At 68.7% G+C, this 16,545-nt stretch carries 10 protein-coding genes; 5 read left to right on the forward strand and 5 right to left on the reverse strand.

Going from position 1 to position 16,545, the window contains the following annotated elements; all coding sequences use genetic code 11:
- Positions 1–101: 101 nt before the first annotated feature.
- A complete protein-coding gene (locus PIQ37_RS12420; RefSeq protein WP_342073714.1) occupies positions 102–962 on the reverse strand; it encodes a pirin family protein in 861 nt (286 codons plus the stop codon).
- 732 nt (positions 963–1,694) lie between these two features.
- Between PIQ37_RS12420 and PIQ37_RS12425 the strand changes: the two genes are divergently transcribed.
- Both PIQ37_RS12425 and PIQ37_RS12430 read left to right on the forward strand, forming a co-directional pair.
- Positions 1,695–3,767, forward strand: coding sequence for a carbon starvation CstA family protein (locus PIQ37_RS12425; protein ID WP_342073715.1), 2,073 nt, complete (start codon positions 1,695–1,697; stop codon positions 3,765–3,767).
- Positions 3,767–3,991: a YbdD/YjiX family protein gene (locus PIQ37_RS12430; protein WP_017909376.1), complete on the forward strand. Its 225-nt coding sequence runs from the start codon at positions 3,767–3,769 to the stop codon at positions 3,989–3,991. Before PIQ37_RS12425 ends, PIQ37_RS12430 begins: the two co-directional genes overlap by 1 nt.
- A gap of 278 nt (positions 3,992–4,269) precedes the next feature.
- Here the strand turns inward: PIQ37_RS12430 and PIQ37_RS12435 are convergent, their stop codons facing one another.
- A complete protein-coding gene (locus PIQ37_RS12435; RefSeq protein WP_342073716.1) occupies positions 4,270–4,956 on the reverse strand; it encodes an HAD-IA family hydrolase in 687 nt (228 codons plus the stop codon).
- 369 nt (positions 4,957–5,325) lie between these two features.
- Here PIQ37_RS12435 and PIQ37_RS12440 point away from each other — a divergent pair, with 369 nt between their 5' ends.
- A complete protein-coding gene (locus tag PIQ37_RS12440; RefSeq protein WP_342073717.1) occupies positions 5,326–6,093 on the forward strand; it encodes an ankyrin repeat domain-containing protein in 768 nt (255 codons plus the stop codon).
- A 34-nt stretch (positions 6,094–6,127) separates the two neighbouring features.
- Positions 6,128–7,336, forward strand: a complete 1,209-nt coding sequence (locus PIQ37_RS12445; RefSeq protein ID WP_342073718.1) for an XVIPCD domain-containing protein — start codon at positions 6,128–6,130, stop codon at positions 7,334–7,336.
- Positions 7,337–7,537: 201 nt separating this feature from the next.
- Here PIQ37_RS12445 and PIQ37_RS12450 read toward each other — a convergent pair whose 3' ends face one another.
- From PIQ37_RS12450 to PIQ37_RS12460, 3 genes are all read right to left on the reverse strand, one after another.
- Entirely contained in the window at positions 7,538–8,782 is a 1,245-nt protein-coding gene (locus PIQ37_RS12450) for a DUF819 family protein (protein ID WP_342073719.1), read from the reverse strand.
- Between the two features lie 336 nt (positions 8,783–9,118).
- A complete protein-coding gene (locus tag PIQ37_RS12455) occupies positions 9,119–11,188 on the reverse strand; it encodes a S9 family peptidase (RefSeq protein WP_267095182.1) in 2,070 nt (689 codons plus the stop codon).
- A 579-nt stretch (positions 11,189–11,767) separates the two neighbouring features.
- Positions 11,768–13,726: an OPT family oligopeptide transporter gene (locus PIQ37_RS12460; RefSeq protein ID WP_342073720.1), complete on the reverse strand. Its 1,959-nt coding sequence runs from the start codon at positions 13,724–13,726 to the stop codon at positions 11,768–11,770.
- Positions 13,727–14,679: 953 nt separating this feature from the next.
- On the opposite strand from PIQ37_RS12460, the gene PIQ37_RS12465 reads away from it, so the two are divergent.
- Positions 14,680–16,446 carry a peptide MFS transporter gene (locus PIQ37_RS12465; RefSeq protein WP_407136648.1) on the forward strand — a complete coding sequence of 589 codons (1,767 nt, stop codon included), beginning with the start codon at positions 14,680–14,682 and terminating at the stop codon, positions 16,444–16,446.
- Positions 16,447–16,545: the final 99 nt, after the last annotated feature.

A 16,545-nucleotide genomic window follows, 5' to 3' on the forward strand; every position in this document is an offset into this window, starting at 1 on the left:
GCTTCAGCCGCGACAGGTGTTCCCGGGAACACCTGTCGCGGCTGAAGCCGCTCCTACGACGAACCGCACGACGCCGCAGAGAAGGCGCGCAACGCGCGCCGTCAGAAGCGCCCTTCCTGGAAATCCACGAAGGCCTGCATCAGTTCCTGGCGCGTGTTCATCACGAACGGCCCATGCCGCGCGACCGGCTCGCGCAACGGCCGTCCGGCGACCAGGATCAGCCGCGCGCCCTGCGTGCCGGCCTGCACCTGCAGCAGGTCGCCGCCGCCGAGCACCGCCAGCGTCTGCGCCGGCAGCATGCGCGCCGCCTCGCCTTCGCCCAGCACCGCTTCGCCCTCGAACATGTAGGCAAAGGCGTTGTGTCCGGACGGCAGTTCGAACGCCCAGCGCGTGCCGGCGTCCAGCGCGATGTCCAGATACAGCGGGTCGGTGGCCGGCTGCGCGATCGGGCCCTGCACCTCGCCGACCTGGCCGGCGATCACCTTGACCGTCACCCCCGGCGCCGGCTGCGCCACCGGGATGCGCTCGGGCGCGAACTCCTGGTAGCGCGGCGCGGTCATCTTGTCGCGCGCCGGCAGGTTCACCCACAGCTGGAAGCCGCGCATGCGCCCGTGCTCCTGCTCCGGCATCTCCGAATGCACCAGGCCGCGGCCGGCGGTCATCCATTGCACGCTGCCCGGGGTCAGCAGGCCCTCGTTGCCGTGGTTGTCCTTGTGCCGCATGCGCCCGTCGAGCATGTAGGTGACGGTCTCGAAGCCGCGGTGCGGATGGCTGGGGAAGCCCCCGATGTAGTCCTCGGCCCGGTCGGTGCCGAACTCGTCGAGCAGCAGGAACGGATCCAGTTCGGGCAGCGCACCGCCGCCGATGACGCGGGTCAGCTTGACCCCATCGCCGTCGGCGGTGGCGTGGCCGCGAATGGCACGCAGGATGCGCGCGCGGGCGACGGTGGTGGAAGCGGTCATGGCGGACGATCTCCTGATGAGCTCCCTACTGTGGGCACCGCCGCCACCGCGGCCAACCGCGACCGGCGCAACCCATCGTTCCATCGGGTGCGGCGACCGGTTCCCTTCTCCCTCCGGGACCATGGCCCCTTTTTGGGGGAAGGTGCCCCGCAGGGGCGGATGAGGGTACGGGCGCAGCCTCGTGCCCTGCCCCATGGCGCAAGCTGGCTTCGCGAGGGCTGCGCCCCGCACCCTCACCCCAACCCCTCTCCCGGGGGGAGAGGGGCTTAAGCGTCCCTGAGGTGCCCACTACTCCCGTCGAGACCATGAACTCCCTTCTCCCACCGGGAGAAGGTGCCCCGTAGGGGCGGATGAGGGTACGAGCGCAGCCTCGTGCGCAGGCCTGCTTCGCGAGGGCTGCGCCCCGGACCCTCACCCCAACCCCTCTCCCGAGGGGAGAGGGGCTCGCGCCTCTCCCCTTCTCCCACCAGGAGAAGGTGCCCCGCAGGGGCGGATGAGGGTACGGGCGCAGCCTCGTGCGCAGGCTGGCTTCGCGAGGGCTTCGCCCCCGGACCCTCACCCCAACCCCTCTCCCGGGGGGAGAGGGGCTCGAGCGCTGCGCCGTCCGTCCCGCCACGCCGTTCGCCACAAGGACCGTCTACGACCAAAGTACTAGCCCCTCGGCCCTCCCCGCCATTGACCCCCCAGGCCATCGGGGCGACCCTTGCGACAATCTCCGGGGGAGCGTTCTGCATGAAAGGGTTTTCCAAGCTGGCCTGGGCCGCACTCGCCATCCTGGCGGCGTTCTGCCTCGGCACCATCGCCCTGCGCCGCGGCGAACACATCAATGCGCTGTGGATCGTGGTGGCCGCGGTGTCGATCTACCTGATCGCCTACCGCTTCTACAGCCTGTTCATCGCCGACAAGGTGATGCAGCTCGACCCCACCCGGGCCACGCCGGCGGTGCTCAACAACGACGGCCTGGACTACGTACCGACCAACAAGCACGTGCTGTTCGGCCACCACTTCGCCGCCATCGCCGGCGCCGGGCCGCTGGTCGGGCCAGTGCTGGCCGCGCAGATGGGCTACCTGCCTGGGCTGCTGTGGCTGGTGGTCGGCGTGGTGTTCGCCGGCGCGGTGCAGGACTTCGTGGTGCTGTTCCTGTCCAGCCGTCGCAACGGCCGTTCGCTCGGCGACCTGGTGCGCGAGGAGATGGGCCAGGTCCCCGGCACCATCGCCCTGTTCGGCGCCTTCCTGATCATGATCATTATCCTGGCAGTGCTGGCCATGGTGGTGGTCAAGGCGCTGGCGGAAAGCCCCTGGGGCATGTTCACGGTGATCGCGACCATGCCCATCGCGATCCTGATGGGCGTGTACATGCGCTACATCCGACCCGGCAAGATCGGCGAGATCTCGATCGTCGGCCTGATCCTGCTGCTGGCGGCGATCTGGTTCGGCGGCAAGGTCGCCGCGGATCCCACCTGGGGCCCGGCCTTCACCTTCACCGACGTGCAGATCACCTGGATGCTGATCGGCTACGGCTTCGTCGCCTCGGTGCTGCCGGTGTGGTTGCTGCTGGCGCCGCGCGACTACCTGTCCACCTTCCTCAAGATCGGCACCATCATCGCCCTGGCCATCGGCATCCTGGTGGTCATGCCCGACCTCAAGATGCCGGCGCTGACGCAATACGCGCACAACGGCATGGGCCCGGTGTGGACTGGCGGCATATTCCCGTTCCTGTTCATCACCATCGCCTGCGGCGCGGTGTCCGGCTTCCACGCACTGATCTCCTCCGGCACCACGCCAAAGCTGCTCGCCAACGAGTCGCACATGCGCTACATCGGCTACGGCGGCATGCTGATGGAATCGTTCGTCGCGGTGATGGCGCTGGTCGCCGCCTCGATCATCGAGCCGGGCGTGTACTTCGCGATGAATGCGCCGGCGTCGATGGTCGGCAACGACGTCGTCGCGGTCGCGGCCAAGGTCAGCGAATGGGGATTTGCGATCACCCCCGATGTGCTCGAAGCCACCGCCCGCGACATCGGCGAGACCACCATCCTGGCCCGCGCCGGCGGCGCCCCGACCCTGGCCGTCGGTATCGCGCAGATCCTGCACCAGCTGCTGCCGGGCGAGGACATGATGGCGTTCTGGTACCACTTCGCGATCCTGTTCGAGGCGCTGTTCATCCTCACCGCGGTCGATGCCGGCACCCGCGCCGGGCGCTTCATGCTGCAGGACCTGCTGGGTAATTTCGTGCCGGCGCTGAAGCGGACCGAGTCGTGGGCCGCCAACATCGTCGCCACCGGTGGCTGCGTGGCGCTGTGGGGCTACCTGCTGTACACCGGGGTCAAGGATCCGTACGGCGGCATCCGCACGCTGTGGCCGCTGTTCGGCATCTCCAACCAGATGCTCGCCGGCATCGCGCTGATGCTGGGCACCGTGGTGCTGTTCAAGCTGAAGCGCGACCGCTACGCCTGGGTCACCATCGTGCCGGCGCTGTGGCTGCTGATCTGCACCACCTACGCGGGGCTGATCAAGATCTTCGACCCGAACCCGGCGCAGGGTTTCCTCGCGCAGGCACACAAGTTCCAGGACGCCATTGCCAGCGGCACCATCACCGCACCGGCCAAGACGGTGGCGCAGATGCAGCAGATCGTGACCAACGCCTACGTCAACACCGGGCTGACCGCGCTGTTCCTGTTCGTGGTGTTCTCCGTGCTGATCTACGCGGTGAAGACCATCCTCGTCGCCCGCCGCACCCCGCAGCGGAGCGACCGCGAGACTGCGTATGTGGCCTTGCAGCCGCATCAAATGGCGGACCTGTAATGGCTGGCGCCCTGGTTCCGGTCGGGCAGTACCAGGCGCACCGCCGGCTATGGCGGCGCCTGGTGCAGACCGCGCGGCTGTGCTGCGGCATTCCCGACTACGACAACTACGTGCGGCACATGCTGGAAAAGCACCCGGACCGTGAGCCGATGGACTACAAGACCTTCTTCCGCGAGCGCCAGGAGGCGCGGTACGGCGGCAAGAGCGGGTTTCGCTGTTGTTGAAGGGCGGGGATTGGGGAGTTGGGATTGGGGATTTGGTGGCCAGCGCCTGAAGGTAGTCGGCGAACCCGACGGATCACGCGGCGGTGATCGTGGTGAAACTGCGGCGATGCTTGCAATGAGCATCGCCGCTTGGCTGTCGTAGGAGGGAGCGGCTTCAGCCGCGACGCGTTACCGGCAAAACGTCGCGGCTGAAGCCGCTCCTACGGAGAAGCACGCGGATGCCATGCACTCGCGGCGCCGCTCCCATTCCCTAATCCCGATTCCCGAATCCCCGCGCTTCAGGCCGCCGCAGCGCGCACCAGTTCCGCATAGGTCTGCGGCAGTTCGCGCATGTGCTCCATCACCGCGGCCACGCCGAGCTGGCGCAGGGTCGCGGCATGTCCGGCCGGAATATGCGCGGCGCCAGTAAAGCCGATCACGGTCATGCCCGCGGCCAGCGCAGCGCTGGCGCCGGTGGCGCTGTCCTCGATCACCAGGCAGCGTTCCGGCACCACGTCCAGCGTGCGCGCCGCCAGCAGATACACGTCCGGCGCGGGCTTGGGTCGCGCCACCATGTCGGCGCTGAAGATGCGCTCGCCGACACGCTCATTCAGGCCGGCGCGCGCCACCGAGGCGACCACGCTCTCGCGCATGCTGTTGGAGGCGACCGCCAGCGGCAGCGGCAACGCCAGCAAGGCCTCGCGCACGCCGTCGATCGGCTGCACCTCGGCGGCAATCAGCGCCTCCGAGCGCGTGCGGATCTCCTCGTACAGGCCCGACGGCAGCGCCAACGCGTACTGTCGCTGCACGCGCTGCACGATTTCCTGCGCAGTGAGGCCGAAGCTGCCGGCGAGAAACTGTTCCAGTTCGGCCCGCGGCACATAGGCGCCCAGCGCGTCGAGCATCACCCGGTCGGCCAGCACTTCGCTGTCGACGAGCACGCCGTCGCAATCGCTGATCAACAGGTCGAAGGGGGTCGCCGTCATCGCGCGCTCCTTTGGGAAAACATCCATTATGCCGCTGCGCACATGTCCCTCGCCTGTGCGGCGCCTGCAGTCGTGGCAGCGCGGCCAATCACATGGCGCACGCGCTGTACGCGCCTGCGGCGCTGCCTGTCCGCCCTGCCCGCTCGCAGCAGCAATCGCGTCTCGGCGGCATCCGTGTCTTGGCGACATCCCCGGCCGCCAAGCGTTTGTTTCCGGTTAAACGACGGACCGCCTGGCGGGACGCCACCAGAGATTCGCAGACCGCGTCACAAAACTAGCACAACACCACTGCGATCCGCTGCTAGCATCGGCAACGGCGCCAGGACGTGCGCCGTCATCCCAGGACCGCGAACAGGAAAGGAGCCTTGCATGCGTACGCCCGTCCCCGCCCTGATCGCAATCGCGACCTCGCTGTTCTTCTCGGTCAGTTGCGCCGCACAGCCCGGCGCCAAGGAGCATTCCGCCATGTCAGCCTCGCTGCAGGATCATTCGGTCGCGTTCCGCGACCCCGCACTCGCCGACATCGCCGCCGCCATCGCGCGCGGCGACGTCGCCCGCATCGCCGCCCTGGCGCCCAGCACGGACCTGTCCGCGCACGGCGACCAGAACGTCACCCTGCTCGAATGGGCCATCTGGAACGAACAGCCGCGCGCCTTGGCGGCCCTGCTCGATGCCGGTGCCGACCCGTCCCTGCCGGGCATGGACCAGGAAACCGTGGTGCACATGGCGGCCATGGCCAAGGATCCGCAATACCTGGAGATCCTGCTGCAGCACGGCGCCCCGGTCGACCCGGTGAGCGCGCGCGCGAACTGGACGCCGCTGTTCCGCGCCGTGCAGAGCAAGCGCGACGCGCAGATCGAGATGCTGCTCAAGGCCGGCGCCGATCCGAAGCGGGTCGACGCCACCGGCAACTCGTTGCTGCACCTGGCCGCGCAGAGCAGCGCCGGCAACCCGTGGGTGCCCAGGCTGCTGCAGGCCGGTGTCGATCCGGCCCTGCGCAATGCCCAGGGCAAGACCTTCCAGGCGTACTTCTTCAACACGCCCGAGCGCCTGCTCAACGCCAACGCGCAGCAGGTCCGCAACGACGTGCGCGCCTGGCTGAGCGCCCACGCCATCCCCCTGGAAGCGACCCGCTGATGCGGTCGGTCGCCACACTCGCACGGAGCCGCGCATGAACCAGAGCGATCTTTCCCCGTCCGATCCGTCCACCCCGTTCTCCGACGCGGTCCGCGGCCAGCAGCCGCAGGCCGTGGATCGGCAACTGCCGCCGTTGCTGCAGGATCTCTACCACACCGCGGCCGAGCGCCGCGCCGGCGGCGCCGAGACCTTCGCCGCGTTGCCCGATGGCTGGTCGCGCATGGACGACGCCGCGCTGCAGCGCGCCGGCATCGATCCCAGCCTGCAGCACGACGCCAAGAGCGGCTTCGATGCCGCCTTCTACCGCAACCCGCAGGGCAACGTGGTGCTGGGCTTCTGCGGCACCGACGAACTGAAGGACTGGAAACACAACCTCGGCCAGGGCCTGGGCTTTTCCGACGCGCAGTATGCCTCGGCGATCCAGCTCGGCAGCCAGGCCAAGCAGGCCTTCGGCGACAACCTGCTGATCTCCGGGCACTCGCTGGGCGGCGGCCTGGCTGCGGCCTCGTCGATGGTCAACGACGTGCCGGCGGTGACCTTCAACGCCGCCGGGGTCAACAACAAGACGCTCGAGCGCGAAGGGCTGGATGCCGACGCGGCCAAGGCCTATGCCGCCGACGGGCTGATCCGCGGCTATCACGTCAAGAACGAACTGCTGACCTACCTGCAGGAAGACAACCTGCTGACCCGCGGCCTGATGCCCGACGCCGCCGGCCACCAGATCCAGCTGCCGGAACCGGACCCGCTGTCGTTCGGCCAGCGCCTGATCCCCGGGATGATGCTCAAGCACCGCCTGGACCTGCACGGCATCGATTCGGTGATGAAGGCCGAGGACCTGGCGCAGAACCAGAGCCAGGGTCAGGTCCAGAGCCAGGCGCAATCAGGTTCGCTGTCGACCGGCAGCCGCCTGTTCAACGACGCGGTGGTGCAGTTGGATGGCCAGCGCGACCGGCTCGGCCTGCACGACGACGCGGCCTTCCTCAACACCGCCGCCAGCGTCGCCGCGCGCGCCGGCCAGGACGGCCTGCAGCGTATCGACCAGGTGCTGCCCAGCCGCGATGGCGACCGACTGTTCGCGGTCCAGGGGCAACCGGAGAACCCGGCGCATCTGCGCAGCCAGGTCCAGACCGCGGCCGCGGCGCACGAGCCGTCGCAGGCCAACGTCGGCCAGTTGCAGCAACAGAACCTGCAGGCGCCCCCGCAACAGCAGGAAGAACGGCAGCGCAGCGTGGCGATGCAGTAGTCGCCGCCTGCGACTGCATCACGGCAGGCGTCCACGCCGACGCCTGCCGTGGCGTCCACCACCCAGACCAGCAATTTCGCAAGCGCACTGCCGAACGCAACGCCCAAACCCACGCCCGCGGCGTATGGCAGCAGGCCCAGCGCCGGCACCCATATCACGCCGCCGCACGCGACCAGGCCGCGGCCGTCACGCAGCCGCGGCTCAGCCAGCGCCGGCCATCGCGCGCAGGGTGATGCCGACCAGATAGGCCAGGTAGGTGCCGGTGGCGTAGCCCATCGTGCCCAGCAACACGCCGACCGGGGCCAGCGCCGGGTGGAACGCGGCCGCCACCACCGGCGCCGAGGCCGGGCCGCCGACGTTGCTCTGCGAGCCGATCGCGAAATAGAAGAACGGCACCCGCAGCAGCTTGCCCAGCGCCAGCAACAGCAGAACGTGCACGACCAGCCAGATCAGGCCCAGCGCGAAGATCCAGGGGCGGTCGAACAGCGCCAGCAGGTCCATCTGCATGCCGATGCAGGCAATCAGGAAATACAGCAGCAGCGTGCCGATGCGCGAGGCGCCGGCGCCCTCGAGCGTGCGTGCGCGGGTGAAGCTGAGCAGCAGGCCGAAGGTGGTCGCCAGCACCACCACCCACACGAACGGCGAGCCGAGGCTGAACTGCTTGGCCCAGCTGACGTTGGCGTCGAACCACGCCGCGGTCGGGGTGGCGATCGCATGCGCCAGGCCGACCGCGCCGAAGGCCACGCCGACGATCAGCATCAGGTCGGTGAGGCTGGCCACGCGTTCGTGCTGTGCCTGGAAGTGGGCGATGCGCTGCTTGAGGTCGTCGATGCCGCGGGTGTCGGCGCCCGTGCGCGCATCGATCGCCGGCGCACGTTGCGCAAAGAAGATCAGCAGCGCCATCCACACGTAGCCGACGCCGACGTCGACCACCGCGAACTGGCCGAAGGTGGTGGCATCGACCTGGAACACTTCGCGCATCGCCAGCATGTTGGCGCCGCCGCCGATCCAGCTGCCGGCCAGCGCGGCCATGCCGGCCCAGGTGTCGCCGGCCACGGTCACCGGATGCAGCCACTTCATCACCTGGAACGCGACCACCGCGCCGAGCATGATGCTGAAGGACGCGCCCAGGTACATCGCCACCAGCTTCGGCCCCAGCCGCAGGATGCCCTTGAGATCGATGGTAAGGGTGAGTAGCACCAGCGCCGCCGGCAGCAGCACGTCGCGCGCGACCGGGTTGTAGAGCGAGTTGTGCTGGCCGTCGATCAGCCCGACGGTGTTGTAGATGCCGGGAATCAGGTAGCACAGCAACAGGGCCGGCACGATGCCGTAGAAGCGCTTCCAGAATCCCGACGGTCGCGCCGCGGTCCAGAACACCGCACCCAGGGTGGCGGCGATCAGGCCGAAGATGACGATGTCGTTGGTGATCAGGGGCGTCGAGGGCATCGGGCTGTGGGGCGGGGATTGGGGAGTGGGGATTCGGGATTCGTGAGCCGCGGCTGGAGGTTTGGAGGTTTGGAGGTGTAAACAACGATCGAAAGAGAGCAGCAGAGCGCGGGTGATTTCGCAGGAGCGACGTGCTGCAAGCGCCCTGTTGTTTTTGTGGGAGGGGCTTCAGCCCCCACGCTTTAGCAGTAAGGCGTCGGGGCTGAAGCCCCTCCCACAAGGGCCATCGGATTACTGAAATCGCGGGAAAATCCCGAATCCCGAATCCCGAATCCCGAATCCCGGGACCTGGGCCGTATCACAGAAGGGGCCCGGAAACCCGAGCCCCAGGTCCCCTCACTGCCCGATATGCTGCTTCAGCCAGCCGTTGACCGTGTCGTGCCAGAGGATGCTGTTCTGCGGCTTCAGCACCCAATGGTTCTCGTCCGGGAAGTACAGGAACTTGGACTCGATGCCCTTGCGCTGCAGCGCGCCGAACGCGGCCAGGCCCTGCTCCATCGGGATGCGGAAATCCTGCTGGCCATGGATCACCAGCATCGGCACCTTCCACTTGTCCACGTGCAGGATGGGGTTGAACTTCTCGTAGCCGGCCGGGTTCTGCCACGGCGTGCCGCCGTTCTCCCACTCGCTGAACCACAGTTCCTCGGTGGCGTAGCCCATCATGCGGTTGTCGAACACGCCGTCGTGGTCGACCAGGCACTTCCACGGCTTGTTCCAGTTGCCGGCCATCCAGTAGACCATGTAGCCGCCGTAGCTGGCGCCGAGCGCGCAGGCCTTGTCGCCGTTGAGGAAGCCGTACTGCTTCTGCGCCGCGTCCCAGCCCTTCTGCAGGTCTTCCAGCGGGCGGTCGCCCCAGTGCTGGCTGATCGCATCGGTGAAGGCCTGGCCGTAGCCGGTGGAACCGTGGAAGTCGATCATCACCACCGCGTAGCCCTGCCCCGCGTAGGTCTGCGGGTTCCAGCGATAGCTCCAGCCGTTGCCGAAGCTGCCCTGCGGGCCACCGTGGATCAGGAACGCGACCGGATAGGTCTTGCCTTCCTGATAGTTGTACGGCTTGACCACATAGCCGTGCACGGTGTCGTTGTTCCAGCCCTTGAACGAGAACTGCTCGTAGTCGCCGAACTTCACGTCCGGGAGCAGTTCGCCGGCGCTGGGGGTGATGGCGCGCGGCTGCTGGCCATCGGCGTCGGCGACCATGATCTGGTCGCCGCTCTTGAGGCTGTTGCGGGTGAAGGCCAGGGTGTTGCCAGCCAGCACCGGTGAACCAACGCTGCCGTCGGCGGCCACGGTGCGGACCTTGCCGTCGGCCACGTCGACCGCGAACAGCGGGTGCTGGCCCATGTCGTCGGCGGTGGTATAGACGGTCTTGCCGTCGGCCGACAGCACGATCTCGCCAGCGGAGCGATCCCACTGCGGGGCGATCTCGCGGGTCTTGCCGCTGGCCACGTCCATCGCCATCAGGCCGAAGCGGTCGGCCTCGAAGCCGGGGCGCTTCATCGCGCGATAGAACAGCGTCTTGCCGTCGGCGGAGAACACCGGGCCGGCGTCCCAGGCCGGGTTGGACGCGGTCAGGTTGACCGGCGCGGCCTTGCCGGCGGCGTCCAGCCGGTACAGGTCGAAGTTGGTCGACCACGGCTCCTCGCGGCCGGCCACGCGCACGCTGGCGACCAGCGACTGCCCGTCCGGCGCCCAGGTGTAGTCCTCGCTGCCGCCGAACGGCTTGGAGGGGATGTCGCCGGCCAGGGTCACGCTCACCGCAGAGGCACCGGCGACCGGCTTGGCCTTGGCGCCGGCCGGCAGCGGCGCGACGAACAGGCTGTTGCGGCGGCCGTCGTTCCAGGTATCCCAGTGACGCACGAACAACTGGTCGAACACCACGCCGGTGGCCTTGGACTGCTTCTTGGCGTCCAGGCGCTTCTGCGTGCAGGCCAGGTCGGAGCCGCAGTCCTGGAACACGCCGGCACTGAAGGCCACGCGGTCGCCCTGCGGGGCGATGCGGTAGCTGTCCACGTCCAGCGCGAAATCGGTGAGCTGGCGCGGCGCGCCGCCGGCCAGCGGCAGCGCGTACAGCTGCTGGCGGCCGGACTTGGCGCTGAGGAAGTACACGGTCTTGCCGTCGGCCGACAGCTCCGGCGAATTGACGTTCCAGCCTTCCGGGGTCAGCCGCTTCGGCGGCGCCGCATCGCGGGTGCGCAGGTCGCGCAGCCACAGGCTGGTGCTGGACTTCTCCAGCGCCTTGTCCATCTGCCGCTTGGCGAAGATCACCGTGCCGCCGTCGGGCGTCAGCAGCGGCGAGGACACCCGGTCCAGCGCGACCATGTCGCGAACTTCGAAACCGCGGGTGGCGGCCAGCGCGGGCAGCGCGGTCAGCAGGGCCAGGGGCAGCAAGGCGTAGCGCAGGGTCATCGGGTGTCTCCGGAACACGGCAAAACGTCGATGGTAGGGGCCGCGGTAGGCGTGGCGCAAAGGACTGAAGTCATGGAGGGGCTGGGATTGGGGAATCGGGATTGGGGATTGGCAAGAGCGGGGCGCTGGCTCGGCTGGGACTACGAAGCGCCTGACGGACCGGTGTCGGGCAACAGGCGGACCGCGGTCTACGCGCGGCTGGATGAGAAGCGGATCGGGATTGGCAGGTGCATTGGTTCGGCCAGGGCGATCGCGAGCAGCCTGGGACCGGGTTCGGATAGCGCGGACGGGCAGATCCGCCGCTGGATGGAAAGGCGCGTCGGGATCGACAGTGTGATGCGCTGGCTCGGCCAGACGCGCGAGGTCGGTTTGGGCCGGCTTCCGGTGGCGTGGCGGAGCGCGATGCACGCGCGGCTGCGGCGCAATTCGCTCCTTGGCCTGCGCGACACACGCGGCGCGGAGCAGCCAGCGAGAAGCTGGCGAGATCGGCACGTGCGGCGTGCGGGCCCGGCCGGAAAAAGCGAAGCCCGGCGCGGGGCCGGGCTTCGGATGTTGCATTGCACGAGGCGGTTGCGCCGGTTACGCGCGCGGCGCGGCCGCGGCTTCGCCCTTGCGGCCGGTGCGGTACAGCAGCCAGCCGACGAAGGCCAGCAGCGCCAGGCCGTACCACTGATTGAGGTGGAACGCTTCCGGCAGCGCCAGCACATCGGCGCGGCCCGAGGCCACGATCGGCACCGCGATCGCAATGCCCATCAACGCCTCGCCGGTGATCAGACCCGCAGCGAACAGCGTGCCCGGGCGGTGCACGCGGTCGCGGCCCTCTTCGTCGTCGGCGCGGATCTTGTGGAAACGCTCGACCAGGTGGGTCAGCAGGCCGCCGAGGAAGATCGGCACCATCAGTTCCAGCGGCAGGTAAATACCGATCGCCGCGGCCAGCACCGGCACGCGGAAGCGCTTGCCGGTCTTCTTCAGCCACTCGTCCAGGGCGATGATCGCCGCACCGACGCCGGCACCGATGCCGATCATGGTCCACGGCAACTCGCCGCCGAACAGCCCCTTGGCCACCGACGCCATCAGCGTGGCCTGCGGCGCGGCCAGCGCATTCGGATGCTGCGGCGTGGCTGCGCCGATGCCATAGGCCTGGGCCAGCAGGTTCAGCACCGGCGCCATGATCAACGCGCAGGAGAACGCACCGATCGCCAGCATCAGCTGCTGCTTCCACGGCGTAGCGCCGACCAAGTAGCCGGCCTTCAGATCCTGCAGGTTGTCGCCGCCCACCGCGGCGGCGCAGCACACCACCGCGCCGATCATGATCGCGGCGACCGCGCCGATCGGCGAATCGCGCCCGAGCAGCAGCACCAGCACCGCCGAGGCGAACAGGATGGTGGAGATGGTGATGCCGGAGACCGGGTTGTTCGACGAGCCGATCAGGCCGGCCAGATAGCCGGACACCGAAACGAACAGGAAACCGGCGACGATCATGATGATGGTCATCGGCACGCTGACGTGCCACTGGCCGACGATGGCCTGGTACAGACCCAGCAGCGGCAGCGTGCACAGCAGCAGCGCCACCAGCATCCACTTCATCGGCAGGTCGCGGTCGGTCTCGGCCACCGCGGCGCCGCCGGTGCTCTTGCGCGCCGCCGCGAAGCCGCTCTTGACGCCCGACAGCAGCGACTTGCGCAGCGAGAACAGCGTCCACACGCCGCCGATCAGCATCGCGCCCACGCCCAGGTAGCGCACCTTGGCCGCCCAGATGCCGAACGCGGCTTCGGCCGCCGGCGCATTGGCCAGACTCTGCGCCAGCGCCGGGTCGGAGCCCATGAAGAACTGCTGGTAGAGCGGGATGGCCAGGTGCCAGGACAGGATCGAGCCGGACAGCACCACGATGCCGACGTTGAGCCCGACGATGTAGCCCACGCCCAGCAGCGCCGGCGACAGATTGGTGCCGACGTAGCCGACCATCTTGCTGCTGCCGATGTACGCGGCCTGCGCCCAGGTATCCGGAATCACCTTCAGGCCGCTGGCCGCACCGAGCTTGACCAGCCCGCCGATCGCCGCCGATAGGCCCAGGATCTTCAGCCCCGGCCCGGGATTCTCGCCGGCCTTGAGCACTTCCGCGGCGGCCTTGCCCTCCGGGAACGGCAGCGGGTCCTCGACGATCATCGAGCGCCGCAGCGGCACCGAGAACAGCACCCCGAGCAGGCCGCCCATGCCGGCGATGCCGAGCACCCACCAGTACTTGAAGTCCGGCCAGTAGCCCATGATCACCAGCGCCGGGATGGTGAAGATCACCCCCGCCGCGATCGAGGAACCGGCCGAGGCGCCGGTCTGCACGATGTTGTTCTCGAGGATGGAGCCGCCGCCGAGCAGGCGCAGCACCCCCATCGACACCACCGCCGCCGGAATCGCGGTGGCGATGGTCAGGCCGGCGAACAGACCGAGGTAGGCATTGGCGGCGGACAGCACCACGGCCAGCACGATGGCCAGCACCACGGCACGGAACGTGAGCTGGCGCGGCGCGGCAGCGTTGTTCATGGTTACCCCTGAAACGACAAAAACGCTTTGCACGCTAGCGTCTGGGGCCGGGCAAGTCCAGCATCGCGGTGCCCAGCTTGTGGCACATGCCTGGGGGCGGGGATTGGGGATTTGGGATTGGGGATTTGCAGAGGCTGAGGCAGCAAGTAGCCCCTCTCCCATCGGGAGAGGGGTTGGGGTGAGGGTACGGCGGCGCGCGGCGCACTCAACCATTACCTGCTGTACCGGACCCTCATCCGCCCCTTCGGGGCACCTTCTCCCGACGGGAGAAGGAACGGCGTTAGCCCCTCTCCCGCTGGGAGAGGGGTTGGGGTGAGGGTCCGGCGGCGCACAGCGCACTCAACCATTACCTGCTCCGCCCGACCCTCATCCGCCCCTGCCGGGCACCTTCTCCCGAAGGGAGAAGGAACGGCGCTAGCCCCTCTCCCACCGGGAGAGGGGTTGGGGTGAGGGTACGGCGGCGCGCAGCGCGCTCAATCATTACCTGCTCCGCCCGACCCTCATCCGCCCCTTCGGGGCACCTTCTCCCGAGGGGAGAAGGAACGACGCTAGCCCCTCTCCCGCCGGGAGAGGGGTTGGGGTGAGGGTACGGCGGCGCGCAGCGCGCTCAGTCATTACCTGCTCCGCCCGACCCTCATCCGCCCCTGCGGGGCACCTTCTCCCGACGGGAGAAGCAACGGCACCAGCCCCTCTCCCACCGGGAGAGAGGTTGGGGTGAGGGTGCGGCGGCGCGCAGCGCGCTCAGTCATGACCTGCTCCGCCCGACCCTCATCCGCCCCTGCGGGGCACCTTCTCCCGACGGGAGAAGGAACCGCAGCTAGCCCCTCTCCCACCGGGAGAGGGGTTGGGGTGAGGGTGCGCCCGCCGCCGAACCGCCCATGCCGCGTGCCGCCATTCGAGCGGGCGCCCGCGCGCCTATACTCCGCCGCTGCCTTCCTGCGCCGAGAGTCGCCGTGTCCGTGTCCTCCCTGCCGCTGCGCGACGCGCGCGACGATTTCCTCGGCCATCCCAAGGGCGTCTACGTCTGTTTCTTCACCGAGATGTGGGAGCGCTTCTCCTTCTACGGCATGAAGGCGCTGCTGCTGCTGTACCTGACCAAGTACCACCTGTTCGGCGACGACGCCGGACTCGACCTGCTCGGCGCCTACGGAGGCCTGGTGTACTGCGTGCCGGTGCTTGGCGGCCTGCTCGCCGACCGCTGGCTGGGCATGCGCAAGGCGGTGGTGTTCGGCGGCCTGCTGCTGGTCCTCGGCCACATCGGCATGGCCTTCGAGGGTCACGCCGCCACCCGGATCAACGGTGAGGTAGTCCGCGACACCGCATCCCTGGGCGTGACCTACCTGTCGCTGGCGCTGATCATCATGGGCGTGGGCTTCCTCAAGCCCAACATTTCCACCATCGTCGGCAAGCTGTACCCCGCCGACGACCCGCGCCGCGACGCCGGCTTCTCGCTGTTCTACGCCGGCATCAACCTCGGCGCGCTGTTCGCCTCGCTGGTCTGCGGCTTCCTCGGCGAGGCCTACGGCTGGCGCTACGGCTTCGGCGCGGCCGGCATCGGCATGCTGCTCGGCCTGGGCATGTTCCTGTGGGGCCAGAAATACCTGCACGGCCACGCCGAACCGGCGCAGCCGGCGCTGCTGCGCGAGCGCGTGCTCGGCGTGCCGCGCGAATGGGCGATCTACCTGTGCGCCGTGCTGGGCGTGCTGCCGGTGGCCGCGCTGATGTGGGCCGCGGCCAACGGCGCCTTCAGCCTGGGCGGGGAAATCTCCCTGGCCCTGCTGCTGATGCTGCTGGTGCTCGGCGCGGTGCTGCTGTGGTTCGCCTGGTTCACCGGCACCCAGTGCACCCCGGTGCAGCGCCAGCAGATGATCGCGCTGATGGTGCTGATCGCGATGGCGCTGGTGTACTTCACCCTGTACGAGCAGACCTACGGCTCGTGGGTCACCTTCACCGACCGGCTGATGACCAAGGACATCGTACCGTCGCTGGTGATCCGCGGCGGTACGCCTCTGCCCTGGTCGATCGCCTCGCTGCTGCTGGCGCCGCTGGGCTTCGTGCTGGCTGCCTCGTTGTCCGACCGCCGCCCTGGTTCGTCGGCGCCACGGCGACTGTTCGTCGCGGTCAGCGCATTGATGCTGTTGTTCCTGATCCGCGACTGCCTGGTGCTGCCGCAGACCGCAGGCTCGCTGACCTACCTGGGAGCGCTGTTCCTGGTGTTGCTGGCGCCGCTGTTCGCCGCGCTGTGGGCGTGGCTGGCGCGGCGCGGGCGCGAGCCGTCCAAGCCGGCCAAGTCGGCCATGGGGCTGTTGCTGGCCGGCCTGTCCTTCGTGCCGCTGGCGCTGGCCGCGCAACAGGTCGGCGCGACCGGCCAGATGGCGAGCGTGTGGTGGCTGGTACTGGCCTACTTCGTGCTGGAGGCGGGCGAAATGTGCCTGTCGCCGGTCGGCCTGTCGGCGGTGACCCAACTCGCGGTGCCGCGCGTGGTCAGCCTGATGATGGGCACCTGGTTCCTGGCCACGGCGTTCTCCGAGGCGCTGGCGGCGCTGTTCGGCAAGCTGGCCGCGATCGAGGTGCCGGATGGCCAGACCCTCAACATCGCCGACGCCGCGGCCAAGTACGCGCACCTGTTCTGGCTGCTGCTGTGGATCGGCGTGGGCTGTGCGGTGCTGGCCTTCCTCGCCGCGCCACTGCTGCGGCGGATGATGCATGGGGTGCGTTGAGGGGTTGCGTCGCCTGAGCGGCGACGCAACCGTTTCACATCGACACAGCGCATTTCGCATGGTCAAGGACGACCTCGGCGATAAGTCCTGCTAGTCGTG

This window comes from Xanthomonas protegens (assembly GCF_038442435.1).
GTDB lineage: Bacteria > Pseudomonadota > Gammaproteobacteria > Xanthomonadales > Xanthomonadaceae > Xanthomonas_A > Xanthomonas_A sontii.

Coding starts and splice junctions, on each gene's coding strand:
- PIQ37_RS12430 (WP_017909376.1), top strand. CDS start 3,767: ATGGCTGGCGCCCTGGTTCCGGTCGGGCAGTACCAGGCGCACCGCCGG.
- PIQ37_RS12435 (WP_342073716.1), bottom strand. CDS start 4,956: ATGACGGCGACCCCCTTCGACCTGTTGATCAGCGATTGCGACGGCGTG.
- PIQ37_RS12455 (WP_267095182.1), bottom strand. CDS start 11,188: ATGACCCTGCGCTACGCCTTGCTGCCCCTGGCCCTGCTGACCGCGCTG.
- PIQ37_RS12460 (WP_342073720.1), bottom strand. CDS start 13,726: ATGAACAACGCTGCCGCGCCGCGCCAGCTCACGTTCCGTGCCGTGGTG.
- PIQ37_RS12425 (WP_342073715.1), top strand. CDS start 1,695: ATGAAAGGGTTTTCCAAGCTGGCCTGGGCCGCACTCGCCATCCTGGCG.
- PIQ37_RS12445 (WP_342073718.1), top strand. CDS start 6,128: ATGAACCAGAGCGATCTTTCCCCGTCCGATCCGTCCACCCCGTTCTCC.
- PIQ37_RS12440 (WP_342073717.1), top strand. CDS start 5,326: ATGCGTACGCCCGTCCCCGCCCTGATCGCAATCGCGACCTCGCTGTTC.
- PIQ37_RS12450 (WP_342073719.1), bottom strand. CDS start 8,782: ATGCCCTCGACGCCCCTGATCACCAACGACATCGTCATCTTCGGCCTG.
- PIQ37_RS12420 (WP_342073714.1), bottom strand. CDS start 962: ATGACCGCTTCCACCACCGTCGCCCGCGCGCGCATCCTGCGTGCCATT.